Source organism: Maribacter arcticus, from assembly GCF_900167935.1.
Lineage (GTDB): Bacteria > Bacteroidota > Bacteroidia > Flavobacteriales > Flavobacteriaceae > Maribacter > Maribacter arcticus.
Genome location: NZ_FUYL01000005.1, coordinates 75,475 through 98,228, shown reverse-complemented (window position 1 = coordinate 98,228; position 22,754 = coordinate 75,475). Strand labels below are relative to the sequence as shown.

Below are 22,754 nucleotides of genomic sequence, written 5' to 3'. Positions count from 1 at the left end.
TAAAATACCGAAATTAAATGGATTAAATAAAAAAGGTCTTGGCATAAACCAAGACCTTTTTTATTTACTTAAGAATGTAGATTAAAAATCCAAATCATCTAAATCATCTTCAATATCCTTATCTTCTTTGATATCTGAAGCGAATTTATCACAATCTATTTCGATTGACATATTCTCAGGTTTTTCAAAGTCCTCTTTTGAAATACCAAGTTCAGGATCAGCATAATTTTTAGTCATGTAAAGACCCCAAATAGGTAATGCCATAGAAGCTCCTTGCCCATAAGTAATAGTTTTAAAATGAACTGCTCTTTCTTCACCACCAACCCAAACGCCAGTTACTAAATTCGGAACCATACCCATAAACCATCCATCACTATTATTCTGGGTTGTACCCGTCTTACCAGCTATAGGATTAGTTAATTCATATGGGTACCCGGTAATGATTTCATCATATTCATTTCTATATTTATTAGCACCTGTTGTACGTAAACGAGTACCTGAACCACCCTGGGTAACACCTTTCAATAAATCAACAATAGCATAAGAAACATCTTTACTCAGTACATCTTTAGTCTCAGGCACATATTCATAAAGAACAGTACCATCTTTATTCTCAATTCGAGTCACCATAACAGGTTTTACATATACCCCTTGATTGGCAAAGGCCCCATAAGCACCTACCATTTCATACACGTTTACATCTAAGGTACCCAAAGCAATGGCAGGCACCTCAAGAATATCACCAGTAAGCCCTAAGTTACGAACCATACTTACCACCGATTTTGGACCCACCTCATCTATCAATTGAGCTGTAACTGTATTTACTGAATTCGCCAAAGCTCTTTTTAAAGTATAACTGCTTCCAGAATATTTTAAATCAGAATTTCTAGGACACCATGGCTCCATATTTCCATGTTTACCTGCTTCAATGCAATATTGAGTGTCCGGCCGTGTTTCACAAGGCGATAATCGCAATTGGTCAATCGCCGCAGCATAAACAAAAGGCTTAAAAGTAGAACCTGCTTGTCTTGCTCCTTGTATTACATTATCATATTGGAAATGCTTATAATTGATGCCCCCAACCCATGCCTTAACATGACCAGTTTGTGGCTCCATCGACATCATGGCTGTTCTTAAAAAGGCTTTATAATACCGAATGGAATCCATTGGCGTTAAAATTGTATCCTTTTCCTTGGTCGCGCTCTTCCAATCAAAAACCGTCATTTCAGTCTTTTTGGTAAATGATTCTCGAATCTCTTTTTCAGATTTACCCTGATCCTTCATGATACGCCATCTTTCTGATGTTTTTATAGCGCGTTCCATAATGCCATTCGTCTCCTCTGGAGTTAAATCTAAAAACGGAGCTGTTGGATTTCTATCTGGTGTGTTTTGATGAAAAAATTCCGCTTGCAACTTCGTCATGTGTTCATTAACCGACTCCTCTGCATTCGCTTGCATTTTAGAATCAATGGTCGTGTAAATTTTCAGTCCATCTAAATACAAGTTATAACGGTCACGATCACCCTCCATAGCAGGCTTAGGATTTTTATCAATCCAATCTTTCATAAAGCGATGCAAGTACATTCTAAAATAGGTAGCTAAACCTTCTCTATGGCTTTCCGGATTATAATTAATATCCATTTTCATAGCCTGAAGAGAATCTTTTACCGCTTCAGTGATATAATCGTATTTAGCCATTTGGGCCAAAACAACATTTCTTTTGTTAAGCGTAAGTTCTTCTCGTCTTAATGGGTTGAACAATGAAGAGTTCTGTAGCATACCAACTAGCATAGCTGATTCTTCAACTTTTAAATCTATTGGTTCTTTACCAAAATAAATACGCGCAGCAGAGCGTATACCATCAGCATTATTTCCAAAATCATATATATTCAAATACATACTTATGATTTCTTCTTTGGTATAGCTACGTTCTAATCGTATAGCCAATACCCATTCCTTTAATTTTTGTTTAATAGCATCAAACTTGCTTCGAGAACGAACGCCTACAAATAATTGTCGCGCCAATTGCTGAGATATGGTACTTGCACCACCCTTGCTTCCTAAATAAGCAAATGCTCTTAGTGTTCCTCTAGCATCAATACCAGAATGATCCATAAAACGAATATCTTCACTAGCAATTAGTGTATTCACTAAATTTTCTGGTAAATCATCAAATTTTATATCGGTACGGTTATCATCCAAATAAAACTTACCCAATAAATTACCATCAGAAGAAATAATTTGAGATGCTAAATTGGTTTGTGGATTTTCTAAATATTCATAAGGAGGAAGTTCCCCAAACAGTCCCCAAGAGGCAGATAAAAATATCAAAGCCACAAAAGCAATGCCTGACAAGAATAAAATCCAAAACCACTTTATGAATTTAGAGAAACTGTTGGTTGTACTTTTCTTTTCCGCTTTTGCCATAATTTACGGGTTACTTTTAATTACTTCAATACCTACATCGGTAATACCTTCTAGACCAATAATTCCAGAAATATTTCCGTTTTTGCGCATCGCTTGTGAAACCTCAATAGTATATACGCCAGAAGACGAAAAAACGATGTTTTCCTTATACCATAATTTGTTTTCCTTAATACTACCACTCCCTTTTCCAAGCCAAGTACCATCTGGTAAAGACATTTCATATTCTAATGTGTCCTTTGTTACTTCACCTTGAGGTGTTGTTAGAGATGCGATTATAAATAAATTACTATATGGAAATGTGTTGTCATTCCTAATATTAATAAATATATCATGCCTATCTAGAGTATCCATTTTGGATAAGGAAAACTCAAGCACGTTATCTTTATTCCAAACACCATCTTTTATTGAACGGTATTCTGATTTAATAATATTTGTATTACAGGAAGCAAAAAGCATAACTGCTAAGAAACAACATGATATACTACGCATTATTTTGATTTCTTTTTCGATTTCTGTTCTTGTTCTTATTTTGGTTTCGATTTCTATTTTTATTCTTGTTTCCACCACCTTTAGGTCTGTCGAAACGAGTAAGACTATCTTGACCAACTACATTCTCAAAAACTACTTTTTCTTCTACTTCAATTTCAATCGCATACATTTCTAAGCTTGCGACTTTCTCTTTATTTTTATTTTTCTCTAAAATCTCATTTACCTGATCTTTTGAAAGAACATGCCAGTTACCTGGATCTTCTTTGTAAGAGAACCAAAGCATTTCTTTAAAAATATCGGTTTTTTGACAAAAGGCTAAACCCTTATCTGTAAATAATTTGGTGTCTTGCGCAGGAAAGTCTTTTAAGGCATCTAAATAAACATCTAGTTCATAATTTAAACAGCACTTTAATTTACCGCACTGTCCTGCCAGTTTTTGAGGATTCAAAGACAATTGTTGGTAACGTGCTGCAGAAGTACTTACCGATCTAAAATCTGTAAGCCAAGTTGAACAACATAGTTCTCTACCACACGAGCCAATACCGCCCAATCGTTGTGCTTCTTGACGATACCCTATTTGACGCATTTCGATACGAATACCAAATGCCTTAGCCATATCTTTTATTAACTGTCTAAAATCTACACGTTCATCTGCAGTATAATAAAAGGTTGCTTTAGAACCATCACCTTGAAATTCAACATCAGAAATCTTCATTTGAAGTTTCAGAATAATAGCAATTTCACGTGCACGTTTTTTAATTTCATCTTCCCTATCTCGGCATTTCTGCCATATATCAATATCTTTTTGACTGGCTTTTCGATATACCTTTGGCGCATCTGACGCATTAATCGCTTCCTTTTTGCGCTTCATTTGAACACGTACCAACTCACCCGTTAGAGTAACCATACCTATATCATGACCAGCTAGTGCCTGAGTGGCAACTATATCGCCAATGGAAAGTGAAAGATTCTCTGTGTTTTGAAAAAACTCTTTTCTACTGTTTTTAAATCGTACTTCAACATAATCGAATGGCCGTTCCCCATTTGGGAGCGACATGTTGGAAAGCCAATCAAAAACTGTTAATTTATTGCAACCATCTGTACCGCAAGTACCGTTATTCTTGCATCCCTTTGGTTGTCCATCCTTACCGGTAGAACAACTACTACAACCCATATTATATATATTGATTTGGTCGAATTTTTGAAGATTCACCAAAAAAGGTTCATAAAAAACTTATAGGTAAAGATACTGTTTTTTTAATGTGAAATAAAAGGTAAGTTGGCAGTATCGATATTCAGCATTCAATAACCCGTAGTCAATAATCTGCATCCTATGAAATCAAAACAGACTAAAATCTAGGATTATTTACAGCTAGATTTTAGTCTTCCCTTAGTCCAAACTTTAAAAACTACGTTATTTTTTAAACTTCAAAACCTCAGAGCGGCCTTTCTTAAAAATTTTATTACTGACTACTTTGCCTTTTCTTAGTGCCTTTTGCTCTTCAAAAGGTAATTCATGAACCTCTTTACAAGCATCAGAACAGCAATCGTTCATTTTTTCAGCACAAGATGTACACTGAATAAATAATAAATGACATGCTTCATTGGCGCAATTGACGTGTTCATCACAAGGTTCTCCACATTGGTGACAATTTGATATAACATCATTACTTATTCGTTCCCCCCTTCTATGGTCAAATACAAAATTCTTCCCTCTAAACTTATTTTCTAGATTTTTGTTTTCAACCTGTCTTGTATATTCAATAATACCACCTTCTAGCTGATACACCTGTTCGAAACCTTTATGCTTGTAATAAGCACTTGCTTTTTCACAACGGATACCGCCTGTACAATACATGACCAGTTTCTTATCTTTCTTGTGATCAGCCAAATCACGTTCAATAATATCTAGCGAATCACGAAATGTATCTACATCTGGTGTTACTGCATTTTTGAAATGACCGATTTCACTTTCGTAATGGTTTCTCATATCGACCAAAACAGTATCTGGGTCTTCAATAAGCTCATTGAATCTTTCTGCATCTACATGAATACCTTTATTGGTAACATCAAAACTGTGGTCATTAAGACCGTCTGCCACAATCTTATTTCGAACTTTTACCTTAAGTTTTAAAAATGATAGATTGTCTTGCTCGATTGCAATATTGAGACGAACGTTTTCTAGAAATGAAATGCTATCTAAATGTTCTTTAAAAATGTTAAAATTTTCGGCAGGAACCGATAATTGAGCGTTTATACCTTCTTGAGCGACATAAATTCGGCCAAGAACATCCATCTCATTCCAATGTATAAATAAATGATTTCTGAATAAATCGGTATTACCGATGTGTGCATAGGTATAGAAAGATATAGTAAGACGCTCCTTACCTGCTTCTTCAATTAAAGCTGACCTTTCTATTGCACTTAGTGTATTGTACAGTTGCATGCTATACCAATAGTTTTAAGTTATAGAAAAATTTTAAAAAGCAAAAGTAATAATAAAATAGAAAAGTTACGCCTATTGCGCTATGCTTAGCCGCTTTAAAATAAAAAAAGAGTCTTGAAAAATCAAGACTCTTTATCGACTATTCCATTCTTTTCTTTTTCATAACATTCTTTCAGAACACAGAAAGGGAAATAGCCACCAATGTTCGTTGTCACTAATAACAACGAAGTATACACAATTAAACAACTTCTATTTTTTATAAGATAGTAATTCCTTAAAATGGTTGCGTAATACGATTCAATATTATTCAATTCAAAAAAGAAATAGTAATTTAGCTTTCCAAAAAAATTAAAATGAGTTCCGAAAAAGAAGCAAAATTAAAAGCATTACAATTGACCCTTGACAAAATGGATAAGACCTATGGTAAGGGTGCTGTCATGAAAATGGGCGACAAGGTTGTTGCAGATGTGGAAGTGATTCCTTCTGGCTCATTAGGATTGGATATTGCATTAGGCGTAGGTGGTTATCCAAGAGGTCGTGTAGTAGAAATATACGGACCTGAATCTTCTGGTAAAACCACATTGACACTTCATGCAATTGCAGAAGCACAAAAAAATGGAGGTATAGCAGCTTTTATTGATGCAGAACATGCTTTTGACCGTTTTTATGCTCAAAAATTGGGTGTAGACATAGACAACTTAATTATATCTCAACCTGATAATGGTGAGCAAGGATTAGAGATTGCTGATAACTTAATTCGCTCAGGCGCAATTGACATTGTTGTAATTGATTCTGTTGCAGCATTAACTCCGAAAAGTGAAATTGAAGGAGAAATGGGAGATTCTAAAATGGGTCTTCATGCACGTTTAATGTCTCAAGCATTAAGAAAACTTACCGGATCTATAAGTAAAACTAATTGTACCGTTATTTTCATTAACCAATTGCGTGAGAAAATTGGTGTTATGTTCGGTAATCCAGAAACAACAACTGGTGGTAATGCACTTAAATTTTACGCATCGGTTCGTTTAGATATCAGAAGATCTACACAAATAAAAGATACAGACGGAAACGTTCAAGGTAACAAGACTCGAGTAAAAGTGGTTAAGAATAAAGTTGCCCCACCATTCCGTACAACCGAATTTGACATCATGTACGGTGAAGGAATTTCTAAAGTTGGTGAGATTATCGATTTAGGTGTAGAATACGAAATTGTAAAAAAGAGTGGTTCTTGGTTTAGTTACGGAGATACAAAACTTGGACAAGGTCGTGATGCGGTTAAGAGTCTTTTATTAGACAATCCAGAACTTTTCGAAGAATTGGATGGTAAAATACGAGAAGCCATTAATGCGCTGAAAGCTTAAATTCAATTTTATTCAGCTAAACATAGCTGCCTTCTACGCAACCATTGCACCCAACTTTCATCTTATAAACAAATTATTGTGCAATGAGAAAAAAGTTAATATTGTTGGCCGTTGTTATGGCGTTCATAAACAATGGTTGCTCAATAGAAGATGATGACGTCAATTTTTATTTTACAGCATTGGAAATTGTTGACGCAGAATTACCAGAGTCATTTGATTATAATCAAACCTATGAGATTTTGGTAAACTATATTAAACCTGATAGTTGTACTAACTATGAAGGTTTTGATGTGGTTAAAGATTCATTAACGGTTAGAAATGTTGTTGCTATCGGTTCAGTAAGAACCGATACAGATAATTGTACTGTAGAGTCAATAGAACTAACAGCATCATTTAATTTTAAAGTAATTTACACTGACCCTTACACTTTTAAGTTTTATACAGGCGATAATAGTGAAGGAGAAGCTCAATATTTAGAAGTAATCGTACCAGTAAATAAACCTTAAACCAACCATTTGTGAGTCTAGAAGAACTCATACATAATTGCAAAAAGGGAGACCGTAAGGCACAGGAGCTTTTGTACAGAGCCTATGCCACGACCCTATTTGGTATATGTCTGAAATATTCTAATTCTAAATCGAACGCAGAAGATAGCCTTCATGATAGTTTTATGATCATTTATGAGAAAATTGGTCAATACCAAGGCAAAGGGTCCTTTGAAGGTTGGATGAAAAGAATAACGGTGAATACGGTATTACAGAAATATAGAAAGGAAGAATTTTTAAACGTAGTATCTGATAATATTGAAGAAGAAATTACCGTAGATAATGCCTTTAGTGATATTAGCTTGCAATCACTGCTAGGCTACATACAAGAATTACCGAACAAATACCGTGCGACATTCAATTTATATGTTTTGGATGGCTACACCCATAAAGAAATTAGTGAATTGCTAGGTACCTCCATTGGTACTTCGAAATCTAACCTTGCCCGGGCTCGTACATTATTAAAAGAAAAAATAGAAACTAAAGTAACCCAGTCAATTATTGGAATACTTGTAATTATAACAACACATTTTTTATAATCAAATTGATTATAAACTGAAATCTTAAAAGATGCAGAAAAAGAAATTAGACGAACTTTTCCAAGACAAACTCTCGGAATTCAAACCTACACCAGACAATAAAGTTTGGAGGGCTATTGATACGTCATTGGAAAAAAAGAGAAAAAAACGAATTATTCCTATTTGGTGGAAACTGGGCAGCATTGCTGCGGCACTAGTTATTGGCCTTCTTTTGTTTAATCCGTTTACAGAGAACCAAACTTCGAACGAGATACTCGTAGAAAGTCAAGAAGAAATTAATAAGAAGATAGAGATTCAACCTAATTCTAAAAAAGAAACCTCCATCAAATCGCTTTTTACTGATGATCATCAAATAGTTGAAAAAACTGTAAAAAAATCTAAAGACGCTTACGAAGACACAATACAAGGTTCGGCGAAATCTAAAAATTCTAACGAGACCATTCAACTTGCTGACAAAAATATTAATACCAATCGGTCTAAAAAGAATGGTGCTTTAGCGAAAAACGAAGTAAATAAGGCAAAATCTACCCTAAATTCTAATATCTTGATTGCAGAAAATACTTCAGCACAAAAATTAGAAAATGAGAATACGAATAAAACCACACTTATTGAAGAAGGTTTAGACAATTCAAATCACGAAATTGTTAATACAACTTTAGAAAATAATAATACCAATAAAAATTTTGATAAAAATTTTGAAATTGCAATCATTGAGCTTACCGATGAAAATGAAAAAATAGATGAGGTAGATAAGAAATCGATTTTCGAAGAAATTGCTAATCAAGAAGAGAAAAAACAAGATGTTGCAAGTAATAGATGGTCAGCAGGACCAAATATTGCTCCTGTATATTTTAATGGTCATGGAAAAGGATCACCTGTAAACTCAATTTTTACCCCTAACTCCAAATCAGGAAATATCAATTTTAGCTATGGGGTATCGGTCGCGTACGCCGTATCTAAAAAGCTTACCATTCGTTCTGGACTTAATAAGGTTGATTATGGATATGACACTGAAGATGTCGCCTTTTCATCATCCATTAATGCGACATCAACCAATGGTAAATTAGCATCAATTGATTACGCTCCAACTTCAGAAACACTTACAGTTTCAAGTAAAAAAGTAGCTTCAGAAAATTTTAGTACCGCTAACTCCGCCTTAGATGTAACCGCTAAAAGTGCTACTAGAGATGGTTTTATGTCACAACAATTTGGTTATCTTGAACTACCCATTGAACTGAACTATGCTCTAATTGATAAAAAATTTGGGGTTAATATCATTGGCGGTATAAGTTCATTATTCTTAATAGATAATGCAGTTTCTTTAACAGCTGGGGAATTAACTACAGAAATCGGTGAAGCAAACAACATTAACGACCTTAACTTTAGTGCAAATATGGGTTTTGGATTTAATTATAAATTATCAAATAAGGTTCATTTCAATTTAGAACCGATATTCAAATATCAATTGAATACATTTTCAGAAGTTGACGGTACGTTTTTACCATATTCTATAGGAGTTTACAGCGGACTTAGCTTTAAGTTTTAAATATATATAATGAAAAAAAATCTTTTAATCTGTTTTTGTCTATTGAGTATTTCTATTTTTTCTCAAGACAATGAGGCGCCTATTAGCCCTATAGAAGATAGGAATGAATTGAAAATTAATGGACTCTTCTTAATTCTAGGCGCTGTTGAATTAGATTATCAATATTTAATTAATGATGAGTCTGGCATTGGAGTAGATATACTTGTTGCTTTTGATGATGAAAATTTAGATGTAAACTATTACGTTTCTCCTTATTATCGCCAATATTTTGGCAAAAAATATGCTTCAGGATTTTTTGTTGAGGCTTTTGGAATGCTAAATTCCGTCAATGATTATACTTATGACAATTCATATGATCCTGCGACAGATAGCTATTATTACGGCGGTGGTTATGAGGAAGATATAATAGATTTTGCTCTTGGTATTGGCACAGGTGTAAAGCTTTTGACCAAAAGAGGATTTGTGGTAGAAATAGATTTAGGTATTGGTCGTAATCTTTTTAAAAATGATAGGGATTTTACCATTATCGGTAAAGGTGGAATCAACTTAGGGTATAGATTCTAACCATTTTTAATTAAATCATTCAAGATAGTCACCCTAACACTTTTACGTAGGCTGATTGTATCGTCTGATTTTAATGATTTTGTTTGTATAAACCGATGTACTTTTGCCCTACACTTTCCTGGACCACCACTGAAGAAAGTAAACGAGAACCTTTTTTTGTTGTCATAAAAAGTCATGGGCACTACTGGTATTTCATGTGCAATAGCCATTTTAAAAGCTCCATCCTTAAAATTATCGAGTAAGACGTGCTCTTCCGGCACACCTCCTTCTGGGAAAATACAAATACTCGACCCCTGTTGCAAACGTTTTTGAGCCCTTCTATACACACCGGTTCTACTTTGTGCATCATCTCGATCTACCATTATACATACGCGTTTATAAAAGAACCCAAATAAAGGTATATTCACCAATTCTTTCTTACCCACAAATACAAACGGATTTCTACTAACCACCAGCATTAGCATAATGTCTAACATACTAGTATGGTTTGCTACAAGCATATAACTGCTACCTTTAACTAATTGCTGTTCGTACTTAACACTTGGCCAACAGAACATACCATATAGAATGGGTTTCGCCCAAAGGTTTCGCGCCATCCAAAAAAATTGTGGATACCACTTTTCCCTTGACGCAAATATGACTAAAAATGGAAAAAATATTAGAATAGGTACGGCCACTAAAACATGAAACCAAATACGGTATAGTGTTTGACCGGTTTGTCTAACGACTTTAAGCATAAATCAAAAGTAGTTATTTAGGTTAGTTTTTTTGTATTTGTTTTACCTTTGCTTTCATAGAAATAAAGCAAATGGCAAGAATTTTAACTGGCATACAAAGCACCGGAACCCCTCATTTAGGAAATATTCTAGGAGCGATTATACCTGCGATAGAAATGGCGCAAAATCCGAAAAATGAATCTTTTTTATTCATTGCGGATATGCACTCCCTTACTCAAATAAAAAACGGGGCTGAACTGAGACAAAACACTTATGCTACAGCAGCAACTTGGCTGGCATTTGGTCTTGACATTGAAAAAACTGTTTTTTATAGACAAAGTGATGTTCCACAAGTAACTGAACTTTCTTGGTATTTGAGCTGTTTTTTTCCCTATCAACGTTTAACACTTGCCCACTCGTTTAAGGACAAATCTGATAGATTAGAAGACGTAAATGCAGGCTTATTTACGTACCCTATGTTAATGGCTGCAGATATATTGTTGTATGACGCCAATATTGTTCCTGTTGGGAAAGACCAAATGCAACATATAGAGATGGCTCGTGATGTTGCATCTCGTTTCCATGCTCAATTAGGCGAAACATTTGTATTGCCTGAGGGAAAAGTTCAAGAAGAAACCATGTACATACCTGGCACCGATGGTGCAAAAATGAGTAAGAGTAAAGGAAATCTAATCAGTCTTTTTCAAACGGATAAGCAATTACGTAAGCAGATTATGGGCATACAAACGGATAGTATACCCATGGAAGACCCAAAAGACCCTTCTACCGATAATGTATTTGCCCTTTATAAAATATTAGCATCGCAACCCCAAATAGAGGAAATGAGCGCCAATTACTTGGCTGGGAATTATGGTTACGGTCATGCCAAACAAGCCCTTTATGAAGTTATCGTAAATAAGTTTGAAGAGCCACGTGAAAAGTTCAATTACTATATAAACAACTTAAACGAAATAGATGACGCATTGTCTTTAGGTGCTGAAAAAGCCAAAAAAGTTGCCGATGGTGTATTAGAACGTGTTCGTGAAAAGTTAGGATACTAAGGAAAATAAGTTTCCTTTTTAAAATATGCTTAAAAACATAAAACCGACCTAGTGGTCGGTTTTATGTTTTTAAATCCTTGCCTTTTCTTTATTTCATTCGATTTAGTGTGTAAATAAATCGTTGTTTAAGTAAAGTGACTGTAATTGTTATGGCACCCCATTAAAAACAAACCAAGTAGTTTGTAAAAATCTAAATCGCCTCGAATAGTTTACCTGGCAAAGGTCTAATAACTCCATTCATTTCCATATTCAATAAAGTGGAAGAAGCTTTATAAATTGGAATCTTACATTCAAGTGCAATAGCATCTAGCAACTGCTTCCCATTATTTTGTAAATAGGTATAAATGCCCTGCTCGGTTTCATTTAATTCTATAAATAGTTGCTTTTGAATATTCTTACTTGGTTTCTGCTCTATATCCCAATCTAGCAAATAAATTAAATCAGCTGCAGAAGTCATTACATGTGCCTTTTGTTGCTTAATTAAGTTATTACAGCCCAAACTATACTTATCTGTTGTTCTACCCGGTACTGCAAAAACATCTCGATTATAACTATTGGCAATGTCTGCTGTTACTAAACTTCCACCTTTTTCTGCAGATTCAACAACCACAGTTGCTTCACTAACGCCAGCTATAATCCGATTCCGCTTCAAAAAATTCTCGCGTTCCGGATTACTAGTACTCCAAAATTCGGTGTAAAATCCGCCATTTCTTAAAACATCTGCCTGATATTTGGCATGAACCTTTGGATAAATCTGATTTAAACCATGGGCAAGGCATCCTATTGTTTGAAGTCCTTGTTTTACAGCTTCCTTCTGAATACATATATCTACTCCGTAAGCAAATCCACTAATAATAATAGGGTTCAATGGCGCCAAGTCTGATATAAACTGTTCGCAAAAAGCCATGCCATAGCTTGTTATATTTCGAGTACCTACAACGCTTATAATTTTTCGATTGTCTAAATCAATATTCCCCTTTTGAAATAATAGTATAGGGCCATCAATGCAATGTTTTAGGTAGTTAGGATAGGATGCATCTTTAAAATAAGTACAGCTGATGTCGTTTTTAATGATATAATCATACTCTTTCTCAGCCGCTTCTAAATGCTCCGTTTCAAATAAATGCCTAATGGTATGTGTACCAATACCCTCAATTTTTAGAAGATTTCGCTGGTTATCCTTAAAAATTGCAGATGGACTTCCGCAGTGCGAAATTAATTTCTTCGCCAAAATATCGCCAATGTTTGGTACGTGTTGCAACCGAAGTATTGCAATGAGTTCATCAGCAGTGTGTTGTGTAGTTTTCATTAATTATTCACAAATTAGAGAAAAAAATATGTTAATAAAAAGTTACGAAAGAGGTTTTTATGCCCCCATATTTTTTTCATATTTGCGTAACAATGGTTTTAGAACACTACATAAGCGATTTACTATACAGGTACAACTGTGTTGTTGTTCCTGGTTTTGGAGCATTCCTTACCCAAAAAAATTCGGCTAGAATTAATCAAGTCACGAATACGTTCAGTGCACCAAATAAATCTATCGCGTTTAACAAACTGCTCATCTCCAACGATGGTTTGCTTGTATCTTATGTGTCAGAATCAGAGAAAATTACTTTTGAATCCGCATTATCTTCTATAGAGGAGCAAGTTAAGGTTTGGCAAAATATCTTAACACAAGAAACGTCTTTAAACCTTAAGAATATTGGTTCATTATCAAGAAATAATGAGGATAAGATATTATTTCAACCAGCTTCTGAACCAAACTACTTGACATCATCTTTCGGTCTTTCTAACTTTAATTCCATTCCTATTACTAGAGAGGTTTTAAAAAAGGAAATAGTTGAAATCGAAGAAAAAACACCGTTCGTTATAAGTCCGGAGCGTAGAGAAAATAAAGGATTTAGGCCTTATTTAAAATACGCTGCAATTTTGTTGCTTGCCTTTTCAACGGGCGTAACGGGGTATCGTGCATACCAAAGACAACAAGCTAATAATCAAGTTGCCGAAAATGACGCTAAAGAATATGTAACTAAGCAAATTCAAGAAGCCACTTTTTTCGACCTTTCTCCTTTAGAGCTACCAACCGTAACTGTTGAAGCATCAACCACATTATCACCAACTATTGCAGAAGGTGAAATGCATTATATTGTTGCCGGTGCATTTAGAGTAAAAGCAAATGCTGATAGAAAGATAGAGCAACTAAAAGCCAGTGGTTTTAACGCTGGTTACTTCGGCACCAATGCTTACGGACTACACATGGTTACCTATGAAAGCTACGCCAATTCGTCGGATGCATTAAAAGCATTAAGGAAAATTAAGCAGACTCAGTCACCTGACGCTTGGTTATTATCTAAAAAATAAACCTTTACACATTTTATAACTACCATTCTTGCCCGTATCTTTGCGGAAAATTTCATTAATGGAAGCAAAAACACCTGCAGCATCTAGAACCACAATGACCGACATGGTACTCCCAAGTGAGACCAACGCACTTCAAAACTTATTCGGTGGCGAACTATTGGCTCGTATGGATCGCGCTGCTAGTATTGCTGCCGGCAGACACAGCCGTAGAATTACAGTTACGGCGTCTGTTAACCACGTAGCCTTTAACCTTGCTATTCCCTTAGGTAGTGTTGTAACTGTTGAAGCAGCCGTATCTAGAGCTTATAACACCTCTATGGAGGTATATATCGATGTTTGGATAGAAGATCGTTATAATGGTAAGCGTACTAAGGCAAATGAAGCTATTTTTACCTTTGTTGCTGTTGACGAAACTGGTAAACCAACTGAAGTTCCAGAACTGGTTCCTGAAACAGAATTAGAAATAACCCGTTTTGATGGCGCGCTTAGAAGAAAACAATTGAGTCTAGTTTTGGCCGGTAAAATGAAGCCCGATAATGCAACTGAATTGAAGGCCTTATTTACTAAAAGTTAAAATTATCAGGATCAGGACCGCTTCGCTGACCATTTTCCAAACTATCCAAAAAGTTGATATCTTCTTCAGATAATTCAAAATCGAAAATATCTGCATTAGATGTAATACGGTCGATATGAACAGATTTAGGAATGGCAATCACCCCTTTTTGCAAATTCCAACGTAAAATAATCTGCGCTACAGATTTTCTGTGTTTTTTGGCCAAGTCATTACAAATATGCAATGCAAAGACCTTGCCTTGCATAAAGGGTGACCAAGATTCGTATTGAATAGAATTCTCATTACAAAAATCTACTAAATTTTGTTGCACCAATAGCGGATGAAATTCCATTTGATTAACCATTGGCACAATGGTGCAATCCTTCATTAGATCCTCTAAATGATGCTTTAAAAAATTACTAACTCCTATTGCCCTAATCTTCTTCTGCGCATATAAGTACTCAAGGGCCTTCCAAGTTTCTTTGTATTTACCGGACACTGGCCAATGAATCAAATACAAATCCAAATATTCTAAACCTAACCGATTTAAGCTTTCATCAAATGCTTTTAGTGTTGATTCATAACCTTGATTATCATTCCAAACCTTACTGACAACAAAAATTTCCTTTCGGTCTATGCCACTTTCTTTTATGCCTTTACCAACACCTTGTTCATTTTTATATGCAGCTGCAGTATCAATATGCCTATACCCTATATCTATTGCGCCTTTTATAGCATCTACAACTTCTTGATCATTATCAGATTGGTAAGTGCCTAATCCTAAATAAGGCATTTGCACCCCATTATGCAATGTAAAGCTTCCTTGAATATCTGTAATCACCGGTTTATTCTTCATGCTTATATTAGTTATAATCTATACACCCATTCCTCAGGGTTTAAACGAGAGATATCTTGATATAGGTAAAATTTAAGCCGTGTTTGACCATTATTCCGATTGGTATAAATAGTCCCAAGTTCCTCTTTACTAGAAACTTTATCACCCTTTTTAACGTATAAATCCGAAAGGTTATAGTAGGTGCTTATAAAATTACCATGCTTAATCTGAACACCTTTATTGCCGCCCGGAACAGCCAAAATTGCAATAACCTCACCTTCGAAAATAGCCCGTGCTTTAGAGCCTTCATCCGTTGCGATTATTACGCCATTACTTTGGTGCTTTATGCCGGGGTAAACCGGATCGCTATATACACCAAAACCTTGGCTTTTTATACCCTTTTCAACAGGCCAAATTAATTTTCCTTTGTTGGCGGAAAAATTATTTGCAATAATAGTAGCCTCAGGGGTTAAAACAAACTTGCTTGAATTTTTGGTAGTGCTTCCTGATTTTTTATTAGATGCCGCGATAGCACTTCTAATTAATCGTTCTATTTGTTGATCTATCTTTCGAGCCTCTTTTCTTTTGGCATCAATTGCGCTAGTATATTTAGTTTCGTTTTTGCGAATTGTACCTAACAATGCTTTTTGTGTTTGTATTTCAGCGAATAATTGATCCTTTGCTTTCTTATTTTGAGCGAGTAATACCTCTTTTACTTTTCGCTCTTCGTTTAGGTCAGAGTTTAAGCGAGATAATTCCTCAGTTTTAGCCATTATCTGAGCTCCTTGCTCTTTTCTGTAGTCAGTATATTGCTTCATATATTGAAGCCTCTTAAAACCCTGAAAAAAGCTTTCAGAAGACAACAAAAACATTAATCTATTTTGCTTAGACTTATTTTGATATGATTTCTGAATCATCTTGGCATATTCATCCTTAATTTCTTGTAATTCAGATTTTAGCTTTCCTATATTCCTAATATTTGTGCTGATTTGACGGTTCAACAAATTAGATTGTTGATTGGTAACACGTATTAATTGTTGACGCACCGTAATTTTCTTATCCAGTGCTTCCATTTGATCTAAAACATTTCCTTTTTCTTTCTTCTCAGCAAAAAGTAAACGGTTAATATTTCTAATCTCAGATTGTAGTTGTTCACGTTTTTCCTCTAAAGCTTTTTGCTCGCTAGTTTGACCAAAACACGCCATAGTAGTGACCAACAACAAAAATAAAAGGCCATGTTGTAGTTTTAACTGCATGTGATTATAGCTCTATTTCTTTAAAACCTTTTGGTATGGAATACGGAAAATTAACTGCGCCATTTAATTCAATGTTCCTGAATTCTAGGGCTATATTATTCTCACTGTCTTTAGAAATTGCCCTAATTATAATTTCATTTGGCAGTATCTCTTTATCTAAGATTTGATAATTCTCATAAGATATCTCTAACAACCTTTTCTGTAAAGGTTGTGAAAGTTGCTGTAAAGCAATTTTATAATTTTTAGGCTCAATTCTGAATAAGGTTTTATAAAGGGCTCCTGGTAATTTAGGAGTTAATCGATATGAGTCTTCTGAAATATCAATCCCGTATTTTTCTAGCCTTAAATCTACAATAGCTTGGCCCGTTAAAAGATTCTGTAAAATAGAAAAATCAACTTCTGTCCCTAATAAATCACTTAAATATGAAAAATCTCCATCAAAGTATTCATTTTGTAATTTATTGTAAAACGAAACACGGTCGGGTGTAATATAAGCTTTAACGATACCCAAAGGGGCGCTCATCCAAATGGCCTTGTCTTTTTCCATTCGTATACTGACCGAAACATTTTGTGAAGATTCTCCATCAGAATAACTTACTCTCACCTTACCATTCAATGTTTTAAAATTAGCCTGATTTTGATAATGCGCCTTTATCACAGATTTAGCCGATAATTTCTCATCAACAGTTCCTCCCGTAACGACCTTTGTACTTTTACAAGAAGCCATTATCACTATTGATGCCATCAACAATGTATGCTTTATAGTAATCCCTCTCAAAAACTTCATCATCTAAAAACCAGGTTTTATTTTACTAAGGTACATATTTGCCTTTGTCGTATTGTTGATTGCGGTAAACGCAAAAGCCAATTCTTTATAAATTTTATTTTCCAACACTATATCGTCAATCAAATAATCTAAAGAGGTTTCCAAAATTTCTATAGCATCGTTATGTTTTTGTGAACGGTTTAAGGCAGTGCCGTTCGCATAATAAAAAAATGGCTGTGAAGGAAAACGTTCCATAGCCTCTTCTGAGGTAAATAATAATTTATCCGCATCAAGGTTAGTCTTTAGCAACTCATTTATTGTCGACTTGTATTCCTCTACACTATTCAATTCTTCACTAGAAACCTTCTTGCTTGACACCCCTACTGAGGTAATCTTTTCTTTTTGTATTTCGAGCGAATCATTTATTCGTTGATTTAATCGCTCGTTCCCTTTTGTTGCTTTTAATTTTTTTAAAATAGATTGAGCAGTTACATAATCTCCCTTTAAAAAATAAATCTCTGCTATATTACTTTTCAACTCAGAATTATTAAAGGGTAATTCATCTTTGATATCTTCTAAAACTGATTTTCTAGCTTCAACTATATTAATTAATGTTTCTGCGTACCAGTAATTTTCTGGTTCACCTTGCACAGCCTCCAGCGCATATTCTTGTGCAACTTCAAATTGTTTGTCATAAAGGTGAAATTTTGCCAATTCAAACGCGACCACCGTATTTTGAGGTTGTAACCTTTTACATTCTAAAAAGTAAGTTATCGCCCTGTCATAATTTCTAATTCCCATTTGCTTTAATCCCTCGAAAAAATTCTCTTGAAAAGCATCGGAATACTCTTCTAAAAAGACTTCAGCACTTTGTTCAACTTCTATGTCTCGTTCTTCTTGGGCATAGATTGTCGTCAGTGAAAAAAATCCACTAATTCCAATCACCAAAAAGAACAATTTTTTCATACTAACCCTTGAGCATATAATATTGTGTAAATAACTTATTTGACACCAGTACTTCCAAAACCACCTTCGCCCCTTGCTGTTTCCGATAACGAATCTACAAGGCTCCATTCTGCACGCTCATGTTGAGCTATCACCATTTGAGCAATTCGTTCGCCATTTTCAATAGTAAAAGGTTCGTTAGATAAATTGACCAAAATGACCCCTACTTCACCACGGTAATCAGCATCAATCGTGCCAGGAGCGTTAAGTACTGTAACTCCTTTTTTAGCTGCAAGCCCGCTTCTTGGTCTCACTTGAGCCTCAATACCAATAGGAAGTTCCAAAAAAAGACCAGTAGGTATAATTTTTCTATCCAAGGGCTGAAGTGTTATGGATTCTGAAAGATTTGCTCTCAAGTCCATACCAGCAGATGCGCTAGTTTCATAATTAGGCAACTCGTGATTCGACTTGTTGATTATTTTTATGTTCATCTATTTAAATATAATTTTTTAAGGTTCTCAAACTCAAGTTTATAAACTAAGCCCAAGAACAACAATAACAGTGGTATGCCTACAAAAAGATTTCTATCAAAAATGTAAAATGAAAGGATGGAAAATAAGATAGACACTACTAAATAAAAGCTAATTTTTCTAAAGTTATAAGGAATAGGATAATACATGCGTCCAAAATAAAATGACAACATCATCATAGTTCCATAGGCAGAAACTGTTGCTACAGCTGATGCCATATAACCAAAATAAGGAATGAAAACAAAATTAATAACTATAGTAACCACCGCACCAATCAGAGATATATAAGCACCATAAATCGTTTTATCGGTAACCTTGTACCAAACTGATAGGTTATGATATATTCCCAAGAAAAAACTTGCCAAAACAATTAAAGGCACAATTGGCATAGCCTCCCAATAAGCCTCGTTTAATACTAAAAATTGTTTAAGCACATCGGAGAAAACAACTACCGCAACTAAAATTATGCTCCCCAAAACCACAAAGTAGTTGGTAATCTGAGCATAAGCTTTTTGTGGATTTTTAGTATCAGAATGACTAAAGAAAAATGGTTCAATTCCCATTCGAAAAGCGGTAGCAAATAAAGTCATGAACAACGCTAGCTTATAACAGGCTGAATACTTACCCATTTCACTTTTTGCTATATCTACTGGTAATAATTCTGATAACAAGTAACGGTCAAATACCTCATTAATCGTGAAAGCTATTCCCGCAACCATAACCGGCATTGCATACCTTACCATTCGCTTCCACAAAACAGTGTCGAATACATATGGTCGACGTATATAAACCCTAATCATTAATAATAAGGTAACACCACTTGCAATTAAGGTAGAAATTAGTATGTATGGTATTTCATAATCAGGCTTATAAATAGAGTTTAGAAATCCGGTTGAAGTTCCATCTGCCATTTTGGGTAACAGAATTAAGAAAAATAAAGTGAACCCTAAATTGAGTGAAACATTTAATATTTTCACAATAGCATAACGCATAGGCTTTTCGTTTGCTCTTAACCATGCAAATGGTATAATAGCAAGAGCGTCTAATGCCAATATTCCAAGCACGTAGTTCATGAAAGGTAAGTCGATATTTAAAGCAATCGATAGCTTTTCCTTAAAAAGGATACCTATTAGGACCAATAGTATCGTTGAACCCATTATAGAAAGCAATGATGTACTTACTACTTTCTTACGGTTATCTGCTTCTTTATAAAACCTAAAAAATGCAGTTTCCATGCCATATGCCAAAAACACATTAAAGATAGCGAACCACGAAAAAATAAGAGTGATTTCACCATATTTACCAGGAGCCATTACATCGGTATAGATAGGAACCAAAAGGAATGAAATCATCCTTGGCAAGACAGTTGCCAAGCCATAGATTGCAGTTTGTTTAAAAAGTTTTTTGAGTGGATTCAAACACCTTAAATTGAAGCAATAAATGTACCTATTAAAACCCTGTTTACAAAGTTAGTTTTTGTAAGTATAGTTATTATTGAAAATTAGTATTCACCCTTAATTTACTTTTTAATACTTCAGAGACCCTAAATCTTGGGATAATACTATCATTCTGGCTCAACATTCATTCGTTTTATAGCAGTAAAAGCTAAAATAAAGGCTGCTAATAAGAATAAGGCCGCCAAGGCATATGGGGCGCCCGGGAAATATATGGTGCCCTCAGGACGTATAAAATAGTAAAATACGGGTGAGAAAATAAGTTGCCCCAAAATTGCTGTAACACTGACAAGTCCGGTAATGGAGCCTTGTAAAATTCCTTGTTCCTTTTCAGAAACTTGGTTCGAAATTACACCTTGTACTGTAGGGCCAGCGATTCCACCAAGTGCATAAGGAATCAAGAAAGCATAAAGCATCCAAGGTTCTTTTGCGAATGAGAATAAAAACATACCAACTGTCCAAAGTAAAAAACCGTAAATAATAATTTTTCGTTTGCCAAACTTTTTTACCAATACCCCTACCAAAAAACCTTGCACTATAGCAACGAGCAAACCAACGACCATTAAAGATATACCGATTTGCCTAGGATTCCAGTCGTAACGCTCTATACCATAATATGACCATGTAGAAGGCAAAGCTTGGCCTGCAAGATTGGCCAAAAAGAAAGCAGAGATTAGTAATAAGAGTCCTTTATAATTACGTAACGCCACTAAAGAAACGCCAGGAATCATTTTTATATAATTGATTTGCCTTCTGTTTTCTGGAGCCAAAGATTCTGGAACAAAGAAATAACCGAATAAAAAGTTGGCAAATGTTAGTCCTGCTGCTATATAAAAAGGCAATCTAATATCGATTTCTCCGAAAAATCCACCAATACCAGGGCCTATAATAAACCCAACACCAAAAGCGGCTCCAATTAATCCGAAATTTTTCGCCTTATTTTCCTTAGTACTTACATCTGCAATGTACGCAGAGGCAACCGTAAAACTTGCCCCAGTAATACCTGCCAAAAATCTTCCTAAAAATAGCCAAGCTATCGTTGGGGCCCAAGCATGAATCATATAGTCAATGCTCAAACCAAAAAGCGCTAGAAGTAATATGGGGCGTCTACCAAATTTATCAGAAATTTCTCCAAGAACTGGTGAAAATAAAAATTGCATTCCTGCAAAAGCTGTCGTAAGCCACATGCCATAGATGATTGCCATGTGATTTCCTTCTCCTGTCAATTCCATAATCAAATCAGGAATTATGGGAAGAATTATGCCGATGCCGATTACATCAACTAGAATAGTAATAAAGATAAAAAGTAAGGCTGTCTTTTTTGATTTCATGGTCAAGGCAAAAGTCGGATAAAAAAGGTTTTAAAACCCATTAAAAAATAAAACCCCACATTAAAGTGAGGTTTTACATATGAGTATATTTTATAATAAAAAATTTGCTTTACTATACCAGCAATGACTCTTAATTATTTAGTGCTTCTGCGCCACCTACAATTTCTAAGATTTCATTAGTAATTGAGGCTTGTCTTGCTTTGTTATATGTTAATTTCAATTGATCACGCATTTCAGTCGCGTTATCAGTTGCCTTATGCATCGCTGTCATACGAGCTCCGTGTTCACTAGCAAACGAATCTCTAATACCTTTATATAATTGTGTCTTTAAAGATTTAGGAATCAACTGCTCAATAATTTCAATCTTAGAAGGCTCGAATGTATAATCTGCACTCACATTACCTTCAACTTCCAATGGAACGATAGGTAAAAACTGCTCTGTCATTACAATTTGAGTAGCCGCATTTTTGAATTTGTTATATACAATTTCAATACGGTCATAAGCTCCGTTTGTAAAAAGCAGCATTAAACTTTCTGCTATCTCAGCTACATTGTCAAACGTCAAGTCATCATAAACGCCACTGTGGTTAGCAATAACATTAAAACGTTTCCCTAAAAAGTCATTTGCCTTTTTTCCAACAGCAATAAAATCTACTTCTTTACCGGCATGTACATTTTCGGCAAGATTAACCGATTGCTTTAAAATATTAGTATTGAAAGCACCACAAAGACCTCTATTTGAAGTTATGGAAACAATCAAAACCTTTTTTACAATACGATTATCGGCATATACACTACCTGAATCCCCTTCTAAACTAGCGCTTAAATTTTGAAGTAATTCGGTTAGTTTATCGGCATAAGGTCTCATTGCCGTAATAGCGTCTTGTGCCTTCTTCAATTTAGCAGCAGAAACCATTTTCATAGCACTGGTAATCTGCATCGTTGATGAAACCGATGAAATCCTATTCCGTATTTCCTTTAAGTTAGCCATACTTTAGCGTATTTAGTAATAAGTACAAAGCATAT

Annotated in this window: 22 protein-coding genes; 8 read left to right on the top strand and 14 right to left on the bottom strand. The window is 34.9% G+C overall.

From position 1 onward, the window contains the following. Positions 1-81: 81 nt before the first annotated feature. The 4 genes from B5X55_RS09275 to trhO form a co-directional block, all read right to left on the bottom strand. Positions 82-2,427, bottom strand: coding sequence for a penicillin-binding protein 1A (locus tag B5X55_RS09275; protein ID WP_079512346.1), 2,346 nt, complete (start codon positions 2,425-2,427; stop codon positions 82-84). Positions 2,428-2,430: 3 nt separating this feature from the next. Beyond that, on the bottom strand, positions 2,431-2,916 hold the full coding sequence (locus B5X55_RS09270) for a gliding motility lipoprotein GldH (RefSeq protein ID WP_079512518.1): 486 nt from the start codon (positions 2,914-2,916) through the stop codon (positions 2,431-2,433). Then, positions 2,909-4,090, bottom strand: coding sequence for a PSP1 domain-containing protein (locus B5X55_RS09265; protein WP_079512519.1), 1,182 nt, complete (start codon positions 4,088-4,090; stop codon positions 2,909-2,911). Before B5X55_RS09265 ends, B5X55_RS09270 begins: the two co-directional genes overlap by 8 nt. Before the next feature lie 240 nt (positions 4,091-4,330). Continuing rightward, the gene (trhO, locus tag B5X55_RS09260; protein ID WP_079512345.1) at positions 4,331-5,362 is read right to left on the bottom strand and encodes an oxygen-dependent tRNA uridine(34) hydroxylase TrhO; all 1,032 of its coding nucleotides are present in this window, start codon (positions 5,360-5,362) and stop codon (positions 4,331-4,333) included. A 353-nt stretch (positions 5,363-5,715) separates the two neighbouring features. On the opposite strand from trhO, the gene recA reads away from it, so the two are divergent. The 5 genes from recA (at position 5,716) to B5X55_RS09235 (ending at position 9,917) form a co-directional block, all read left to right on the top strand. Continuing rightward, positions 5,716-6,723 (top strand): recombinase RecA, encoded by a 1,008-nt coding sequence (recA, locus tag B5X55_RS09255; protein WP_079512344.1) that lies wholly within the window; start codon positions 5,716-5,718, stop codon positions 6,721-6,723. Positions 6,724-6,806: 83 nt separating this feature from the next. Then, a complete protein-coding gene (locus B5X55_RS09250) occupies positions 6,807-7,229 on the top strand; it encodes a hypothetical protein (RefSeq protein WP_079512343.1) in 423 nt (140 codons plus the stop codon). 11 nt (positions 7,230-7,240) lie between these two features. Further along, the gene (locus B5X55_RS09245) at positions 7,241-7,807 is read left to right on the top strand and encodes an RNA polymerase sigma factor (protein WP_079512342.1); all 567 of its coding nucleotides are present in this window, start codon (positions 7,241-7,243) and stop codon (positions 7,805-7,807) included. A 31-nt stretch (positions 7,808-7,838) separates the two neighbouring features. After that, the gene (locus tag B5X55_RS09240; protein ID WP_079512341.1) at positions 7,839-9,353 is read left to right on the top strand and encodes a porin family protein; all 1,515 of its coding nucleotides are present in this window, start codon (positions 7,839-7,841) and stop codon (positions 9,351-9,353) included. A 9-nt stretch (positions 9,354-9,362) separates the two neighbouring features. Further along, complete coding sequence (locus tag B5X55_RS09235; RefSeq protein WP_079512340.1) at positions 9,363-9,917, top strand: hypothetical protein; 555 nt, start codon at positions 9,363-9,365, stop codon at positions 9,915-9,917. On the opposite strand, the gene B5X55_RS09230 is transcribed toward B5X55_RS09235, so the two are convergent. Continuing rightward, on the bottom strand, positions 9,914-10,654 hold the full coding sequence (locus tag B5X55_RS09230; RefSeq protein WP_079512339.1) for a lysophospholipid acyltransferase family protein: 741 nt from the start codon (positions 10,652-10,654) through the stop codon (positions 9,914-9,916). The genes B5X55_RS09235 and B5X55_RS09230 overlap by 4 nt on opposite strands. A gap of 71 nt (positions 10,655-10,725) precedes the next feature. Here B5X55_RS09230 and trpS point away from each other — a divergent pair, with 71 nt between their 5' ends. After that, positions 10,726-11,694, top strand: coding sequence for a tryptophan--tRNA ligase (gene trpS, locus B5X55_RS09225; protein ID WP_079512338.1), 969 nt, complete (start codon positions 10,726-10,728; stop codon positions 11,692-11,694). Positions 11,695-11,884: 190 nt separating this feature from the next. Here the strand turns inward: trpS and dprA are convergent, their stop codons facing one another. Next, positions 11,885-13,003, bottom strand: coding sequence for a DNA-processing protein DprA (gene dprA, locus B5X55_RS09220; protein WP_079512337.1), 1,119 nt, complete (start codon positions 13,001-13,003; stop codon positions 11,885-11,887). 59 nt (positions 13,004-13,062) lie between these two features. Here dprA and B5X55_RS09215 point away from each other — a divergent pair, with 59 nt between their 5' ends. Then, positions 13,063-14,058: an HU domain-containing protein gene (locus B5X55_RS09215; RefSeq protein WP_234999701.1), complete on the top strand. Its 996-nt coding sequence runs from the start codon at positions 13,063-13,065 to the stop codon at positions 14,056-14,058. A gap of 58 nt (positions 14,059-14,116) precedes the next feature. Beyond that, positions 14,117-14,632, top strand: a complete 516-nt coding sequence (locus tag B5X55_RS09210; RefSeq protein ID WP_079512335.1) for an acyl-CoA thioesterase — start codon at positions 14,117-14,119, stop codon at positions 14,630-14,632. Here B5X55_RS09210 and B5X55_RS09205 read toward each other — a convergent pair. The 8 genes from B5X55_RS09205 to atpG form a co-directional block, all read right to left on the bottom strand. Further along, a complete protein-coding gene (locus B5X55_RS09205; RefSeq protein WP_079512334.1) occupies positions 14,622-15,467 on the bottom strand; it encodes an aldo/keto reductase in 846 nt (281 codons plus the stop codon). The genes B5X55_RS09210 and B5X55_RS09205 overlap by 11 nt on opposite strands. A gap of 11 nt (positions 15,468-15,478) precedes the next feature. Next, the gene (locus tag B5X55_RS09200; protein WP_079512333.1) at positions 15,479-16,702 is read right to left on the bottom strand and encodes a murein hydrolase activator EnvC family protein; all 1,224 of its coding nucleotides are present in this window, start codon (positions 16,700-16,702) and stop codon (positions 15,479-15,481) included. A 4-nt stretch (positions 16,703-16,706) separates the two neighbouring features. Next, positions 16,707-17,492, bottom strand: a complete 786-nt coding sequence (locus tag B5X55_RS09195; RefSeq protein ID WP_079512332.1) for a lipoprotein insertase outer membrane protein LolB1 — start codon at positions 17,490-17,492, stop codon at positions 16,707-16,709. Next, the gene (locus tag B5X55_RS09190) at positions 17,493-18,434 is read right to left on the bottom strand and encodes a tetratricopeptide repeat protein (RefSeq protein WP_079512331.1); all 942 of its coding nucleotides are present in this window, start codon (positions 18,432-18,434) and stop codon (positions 17,493-17,495) included. A gap of 35 nt (positions 18,435-18,469) precedes the next feature. Then, positions 18,470-18,904 carry a dUTP diphosphatase gene (gene dut / locus B5X55_RS09185; protein WP_079512330.1) on the bottom strand — a complete coding sequence of 145 codons (435 nt, stop codon included), beginning with the start codon at positions 18,902-18,904 and terminating at the stop codon, positions 18,470-18,472. Next, positions 18,901-20,361: a lipopolysaccharide biosynthesis protein gene (locus B5X55_RS09180; protein ID WP_079512329.1), complete on the bottom strand. Its 1,461-nt coding sequence runs from the start codon at positions 20,359-20,361 to the stop codon at positions 18,901-18,903. The genes dut and B5X55_RS09180 overlap by 4 nt, the downstream gene beginning before the upstream one ends. Positions 20,362-20,507: 146 nt before the next feature. Next, complete coding sequence (locus B5X55_RS09175; RefSeq protein ID WP_079512328.1) at positions 20,508-21,728, bottom strand: TCR/Tet family MFS transporter; 1,221 nt, start codon at positions 21,726-21,728, stop codon at positions 20,508-20,510. A gap of 130 nt (positions 21,729-21,858) precedes the next feature. Further along, a complete protein-coding gene (gene atpG, locus B5X55_RS09170; protein WP_079512327.1) occupies positions 21,859-22,719 on the bottom strand; it encodes an ATP synthase F1 subunit gamma in 861 nt (286 codons plus the stop codon). Positions 22,720-22,754 lie beyond the last annotated feature (35 nt).

What these genes read in the sequence shown, in the direction of transcription:
- B5X55_RS09275 (WP_079512346.1), bottom strand. Translation starts at nt 2,427, where the DNA reads ATGGCAAAAGCGGAAAAGAAAAGTACAACCAACAGTTTCTCTAAATTC.
- B5X55_RS09270 (WP_079512518.1), bottom strand. Translation starts at nt 2,916, where the DNA reads ATGCGTAGTATATCATGTTGTTTCTTAGCAGTTATGCTTTTTGCTTCC.
- B5X55_RS09265 (WP_079512519.1), bottom strand. Translation starts at nt 4,090, where the DNA reads ATGGGTTGTAGTAGTTGTTCTACCGGTAAGGATGGACAACCAAAGGGA.
- trhO (WP_079512345.1), bottom strand. Translation starts at nt 5,362, where the DNA reads ATGCAACTGTACAATACACTAAGTGCAATAGAAAGGTCAGCTTTAATT.
- recA (WP_079512344.1), top strand. Translation starts at nt 5,716, where the DNA reads ATGAGTTCCGAAAAAGAAGCAAAATTAAAAGCATTACAATTGACCCTT.
- B5X55_RS09250 (WP_079512343.1), top strand. Translation starts at nt 6,807, where the DNA reads ATGAGAAAAAAGTTAATATTGTTGGCCGTTGTTATGGCGTTCATAAAC.
- B5X55_RS09240 (WP_079512341.1), top strand. Translation starts at nt 7,839, where the DNA reads ATGCAGAAAAAGAAATTAGACGAACTTTTCCAAGACAAACTCTCGGAA.
- B5X55_RS09235 (WP_079512340.1), top strand. Translation starts at nt 9,363, where the DNA reads ATGAAAAAAAATCTTTTAATCTGTTTTTGTCTATTGAGTATTTCTATT.
- B5X55_RS09230 (WP_079512339.1), bottom strand. Translation starts at nt 10,654, where the DNA reads ATGCTTAAAGTCGTTAGACAAACCGGTCAAACACTATACCGTATTTGG.
- trpS (WP_079512338.1), top strand. Translation starts at nt 10,726, where the DNA reads ATGGCAAGAATTTTAACTGGCATACAAAGCACCGGAACCCCTCATTTA.
- dprA (WP_079512337.1), bottom strand. Translation starts at nt 13,003, where the DNA reads ATGAAAACTACACAACACACTGCTGATGAACTCATTGCAATACTTCGG.
- B5X55_RS09215 (WP_234999701.1), top strand. Translation starts at nt 13,063, where the DNA reads ATGCCCCCATATTTTTTTCATATTTGCGTAACAATGGTTTTAGAACAC.
- B5X55_RS09210 (WP_079512335.1), top strand. Translation starts at nt 14,117, where the DNA reads ATGGAAGCAAAAACACCTGCAGCATCTAGAACCACAATGACCGACATG.
- B5X55_RS09205 (WP_079512334.1), bottom strand. Translation starts at nt 15,467, where the DNA reads ATGAAGAATAAACCGGTGATTACAGATATTCAAGGAAGCTTTACATTG.
- B5X55_RS09200 (WP_079512333.1), bottom strand. Translation starts at nt 16,702, where the DNA reads ATGCAGTTAAAACTACAACATGGCCTTTTATTTTTGTTGTTGGTCACT.
- B5X55_RS09195 (WP_079512332.1), bottom strand. Translation starts at nt 17,492, where the DNA reads ATGATGAAGTTTTTGAGAGGGATTACTATAAAGCATACATTGTTGATG.
- B5X55_RS09190 (WP_079512331.1), bottom strand. Translation starts at nt 18,434, where the DNA reads ATGAAAAAATTGTTCTTTTTGGTGATTGGAATTAGTGGATTTTTTTCA.
- dut (WP_079512330.1), bottom strand. Translation starts at nt 18,904, where the DNA reads ATGAACATAAAAATAATCAACAAGTCGAATCACGAGTTGCCTAATTAT.
- B5X55_RS09175 (WP_079512328.1), bottom strand. Translation starts at nt 21,728, where the DNA reads ATGAAATCAAAAAAGACAGCCTTACTTTTTATCTTTATTACTATTCTA.
- atpG (WP_079512327.1), bottom strand. Translation starts at nt 22,719, where the DNA reads ATGGCTAACTTAAAGGAAATACGGAATAGGATTTCATCGGTTTCATCA.